The sequence below is a fragment of the Candidatus Methylomirabilis sp. genome (assembly GCA_036000645.1).
GTDB lineage: Bacteria > Methylomirabilota > Methylomirabilia > Methylomirabilales > JACPAU01 > JACPAU01.
Window position 1 is genome coordinate 1 of sequence record DASYVA010000114.1, and the last position, 4,089, is coordinate 4,089.

Sequence of the window (4,089 nt, forward strand, 5' to 3'; positions counted from 1 at the left end):
GACGCTAACGGTTCCCAGCGCAAAGACCGCAGGTCGCCCGGCCTGCGGTCTTGCTCCTCAAGCGGACGGCTAGTTGCTCCGTCCGACCGCGTTCAGCGCGATCCAGCCCAGCCGCTGGCCCGCGGGATCGGCGGCTTTCAACCACCCCGCCCGGGCATCCAGCATCCGCAGCTCGGTCCCCTGCCTCACATCGGCGATGACGCTCGCCTTCGGGTCGGGCGCCTCCCGCAGGTTGGCCCGGGCGGCCACCACCCGGAACGGGAGGAGGGCGCCGAAGGGAACGGTCCCGCTGACGCTGTTCCCGCCCGTCGCCGGCTGGACCGCCTCCCGGTTCACCCAGGCGACCTGCCCGCCCGCGGGGATCCAGATCCGCACCCAGTTGCCCTGGACCTCGAGCCTGGCCACCCGGTCTCCCCTCCGGAGCGTCCCGGCCGGCTTGGCCTTGGCGTCGGGCCCCATCTTCGGGATGACGTTCGCCCTGGCAATGACGAGAGCGGGGAGCTCGGCCGCCGCCACGCCGTCCGCCGAGACGGAATTGCCGCTGAACCAGCCCGAGACGGTCTGCTTCGTGCCCTCCCAGGCCCGCTGCGTCTGGGCGCATCCCACGGCCGCGAAGAAGGCCAGCGCGGCCAGCAGCGGGGCGTTGATCCGTCGAAGCATGCTTCCACCTCCTGCGTGCTCGCCGGGCAATCCCGGCGGCGTCCATCAGGTGACCTTGGCCAGCTTGAAGCTCGTGAGGACCTGCTCGAAGGTCCTGAGGTCCTTGGCGAAGTAGTGCCGCTCCGCCGCCGTGTAGCGGATGCCGTAGAAGGCGTTGCCCGCCAGCAGTCCGTGGAGGACGCTCCGGAAGCGGAGGCCGTCCTTGTTCTTGTGGGTGTAGACGAGGCGGAACCCCCGATGCCCGCCGACCTGAACGGGCCGGTTCTCCTTCACCTGGAGGTCGAGCACGCTCTGGGAGGAGGCGATGTTGTCCAGGATGACCTCGGCGACCGCTTGCGGCAGCATGCCTCTCGCGAAGGTCTTCTTCGTATTCTTCAGCGGCTCATCCACCCGGACCCGCTCGATCAGGATGTACTGCAGGAGCAGGCCGTCTCGCGTGATGAGCAGGTCCTCTTCCGTGTTGAGGCGCATCCAGCCCTTCGGGAGCTCGACGGAGAAGTGCTCCGCCTCCGACGCGTACGGGCCGCCCGTGGGGTGCCACGGCAGGCTGACACAGCCGCCGAGGGCAAGCCCGACGGCCAGGAGGAGCAGCCCTCTCGGAAACCCCCTGGTCATTTGCATAGCCGGATGTACTCCTCCACGTATGCCCGGTCGGCCGCCTGCGGGGAGAGCGAGAGGTACGCCTCCAGGGACCGCCTGGCCTGTTGCTTCTGGCCCCCTTCGAAGTAGAGCAGGCCGAGCCCCTTGTGCGGATCGGGGTAGGACCGGTCGAGCGCGATCGCCCGCTGGTAATGCCCCCGCGCCTCGTCGGCCGCCTCGCCTTCGCCCCCCTGCCGCAGGATCTCCCCGAGGAGGTGGTGCGCGCGGGCGTCCTTGGGCTTGAGGGTGAGGTACTTCTCCGCGCCCTGGCGGGCGGCCTCGAACCGGCCGGCCTTCAGGTCCATCCGGGCGTTCTCCAGCACCACCCGGCTCGTCCTGCCGAGGTACACCCCGGCGTTCGTCATCCCCCCGCGCCGGTCGGCGTACGCGGTCCGGAGCAACCCCTCCGTGGTCTCGAGGCGCTCCTCGAGTCGCGGATGCGACCCATAGAACAGGGGGATCTCGACCTTCTCCTGCTCCGCGTCGCGCTTGAGGGTCTGGAAGAGCTTCAGGGCCTCCCGGGGCTCGTACCCGGCCCCCACCACGAGTCTGAGCCCCTCGGCGTCCGCCTCCCGCTCCAGGTCGCGCGAGTACCCGGTCACGGCGGCGGCCGTCCCGACCTCCCCCAGGACGCCGGCGAGGCCGCCCACCCCCGGCAATCCCCCGAGGGCGGTCTGCACGCCGGCGAGCCAGGCGGTCTTGTTCACCGTGTCGCGGAACTCCTTCACGGCGTGCCGGTGGGTGGCGTGCGTCATCTCGTGCGCGAGCACCATGGCGAGCTGGGCCTCGTTGTCCAGGCGCGCCAGCAGGCCCGTGTGGAGGTAGATCACGCCGTTCGGGAAGGCGAAGGCGTTGAGCCGCGGGTTGCTGATGACCCGGATCCGGAAGGGGATGCTCTTGTAGATGCCGGGGGGCTGGAGCCGCCGGCCCACCTGGTTCAGGTAGGCGTCGAGCTCCGCCTCCACGTAGAGGAGCCCGCTCCGGTCCAGCGTCCGCTGCTCCTCCTCGGATCGGCGCCAGAGGCGCTGCTCGTCCGCCTCGAAGGCCGCGCCGGCGCCGGTCACCGGGGCCAGGCTCGTCGTCGCGCAGCCGGCGAGCAGCAGGCCAGCCGCGAGCAGGACCGGTGCACGCCTCATCGCCCCACCTGCGGGAAGCCGGCCACGAGCTGCTGCACGAACCCGGTCGTGCTCTCGGGGTCCCGGAGGTCGAAGCCGCCCTCGTCCCCCTCGATCTTGTACCAGAGGATGGACCCCGATCGGTCCACCAGGGCGAGGCTGAGCGCCGTCGTGCCCTTGCTGAGCACGGGCTGGCCGGTGATCGCCCCGAGGACGAGCCCGACCCCCCGCAGCGCCTTCCGCCCCGCCGTCGAGATCTCGTCGATGCCGTACACGATGACCAGCCCATCCGCCTGGTGCCGTTGGAGCACCGTGTCGAGCGCCCCGACGGAATAGTCGAAGTGCTGCAGCTTCTGCGGGAAGGGGTGATCCCGGTAGGTGTGCTCGATGATGCTCGCGCTGACTGCGCGGTAGAGGGTGTAGACCTCCTCGAAGCCCTCCTGGGCCCCCCGCTCGACGGCCAGCCGCTTGACGGCGATGTTGCGCTGCTTGAAGGCCTGCATCAGCGCCTTCGAAACCGTCTCCCGGCCCGCGGCGCTCCAGTCATCGCGGAGCTCGGACACGCCGCCAGCCGTGAGCTCGTAGATCTTGATGTCCGGCGGCAGCAGGGCGAGGACCCTGACCGCCTTCGAGCGCCGCGCCAGCTCCGGATGGGACCGATCGGGCCCCTGGTACATCCGGTACCACTCCGGCGTGGCGACGCACCCTGCCACCAGCAGGAACAGGCCGAGAGCCGAGATGCCCATCAGGGTGGGGTGCCGCAGGTGACCCATCGCTCTCCTCCTCCGGACTCGCAGGGCCTCCAGAAGCAAGGGGGATGCCAGGGACCCCCGGCCGCCCGGCTGCGATCCGGCGGGGGGGCCCGCCACGACCTCGAGGCCCCTTCGGCCGCGGAGGCTCCCCGGCCGTTACGAAATCCCTCCTCGGTGGAACCCCGGTCCCCGTTTCCTCTTGACTTCGCCCCCCCCGCCTGCGTGAATAGCCCGGCGGCCAAGCCGGCCCCCCCGAGCCCCATGCCCGACCCGCGCGAGTTCTCGCCCGGCCGCCCAGGCCGCTTCGCCCTCTTCCTCGGCGCCATGTTCTGCCAGGCGCTCGCCGTGGGCGTCCTTCCCCCCCTCCTCCCTCTGATCCAGGGGAGCCTCCTGCTGACCACCCCCGAGACCGGTCTTATCGCCGGGGCCTTCGGCTTCGCGCGCCTCTGCTGCGACCTCCCGATCGGCTACCTGGCTGATCGGATCGGGCACCGCCTGGGCCTCCTCCTCGGCGCCGCGGGCATCGTCACCGGCACCCTCCTCTCCGCCGGGGCGCCCGGCCTGCCCTCCCTCTTGGTGGCGCGAGGCCTCGTGGGCGTGGGCCACGCCTTCGTCTCGATCGGCAGCCTCAGCCTGCTCTTGCATGCCGGTCCCCCGGGGGCCCGGGGCCGGACCACCAACTGGATGGAGCTCACGGGCGTCTGTGCCTTCACGGCCGGCTCCCTCCTGGGAGGCCAGGTGGGGGCCGCCATCGGCTGGCGCGGGGCGTTCCTCGCGGCCGCCGCCCCCGCGCTCCTCGGAGGGATCCTCATCGCGGTGACCCTGCCGCTGAGGGGCCCCGCAGCCCGGTCCGGGCGAATGAACCCCGGTTTCGACTCCCCGGCGGGCGAGCCGGCCCTCCCGCGGGCCACCATCCTCAGGCT

5 protein-coding genes are annotated in these 4,089 nt (G+C 71.5%); 1 reads left to right on the plus strand and 4 read right to left on the minus strand.

What is annotated here, in order from left to right; genetic code table 11:
• Positions 1 to 69: 69 nt before the first annotated feature.
• From VGT06_06650 to VGT06_06665, 4 genes are read right to left on the minus strand one after another with little or no spacing between them, the layout of a single operon-like run.
• Positions 70 to 660 carry an SH3 domain-containing protein gene (locus VGT06_06650; GenBank protein HEV8662800.1) on the minus strand — a complete coding sequence of 197 codons (591 nt, stop codon included), beginning with the start codon at positions 658 to 660 and terminating at the stop codon, positions 70 to 72.
• Positions 661 to 705: 45 nt separating this feature from the next.
• Positions 706 to 1,275, minus strand: coding sequence for a PsbP-related protein (locus tag VGT06_06655; GenBank protein ID HEV8662801.1), 570 nt, complete (start codon positions 1,273 to 1,275; stop codon positions 706 to 708).
• The gene (locus VGT06_06660) at positions 1,272 to 2,435 is read right to left on the minus strand and encodes a M48 family metalloprotease (protein HEV8662802.1); all 1,164 of its coding nucleotides are present in this window, start codon (positions 2,433 to 2,435) and stop codon (positions 1,272 to 1,274) included. The genes VGT06_06655 and VGT06_06660 overlap by 4 nt, the downstream gene beginning before the upstream one ends.
• Entirely contained in the window at positions 2,432 to 3,187 is a 756-nt protein-coding gene (locus VGT06_06665) for a hypothetical protein (protein ID HEV8662803.1), read from the minus strand. The genes VGT06_06660 and VGT06_06665 overlap by 4 nt, the downstream gene beginning before the upstream one ends.
• Positions 3,188 to 3,427: 240 nt before the next feature.
• Between VGT06_06665 and VGT06_06670 the strand changes: the two genes are divergently transcribed.
• On the plus strand, positions 3,428 to 4,089 hold a 662-nt coding region (locus VGT06_06670), incomplete at its 3' end, for an MFS transporter (GenBank protein ID HEV8662804.1).

What these genes read in the sequence shown, in the direction of transcription:
- VGT06_06665 (HEV8662803.1), bottom strand. Translation starts at nt 3,187, where the DNA reads ATGGGTCACCTGCGGCACCCCACCCTGATGGGCATCTCGGCTCTCGGC.
- VGT06_06650 (HEV8662800.1), bottom strand. Translation starts at nt 660, where the DNA reads ATGCTTCGACGGATCAACGCCCCGCTGCTGGCCGCGCTGGCCTTCTTC.
- VGT06_06660 (HEV8662802.1), bottom strand. Translation starts at nt 2,435, where the DNA reads ATGAGGCGTGCACCGGTCCTGCTCGCGGCTGGCCTGCTGCTCGCCGGC.
- VGT06_06655 (HEV8662801.1), bottom strand. Translation starts at nt 1,275, where the DNA reads ATGACCAGGGGGTTTCCGAGAGGGCTGCTCCTCCTGGCCGTCGGGCTT.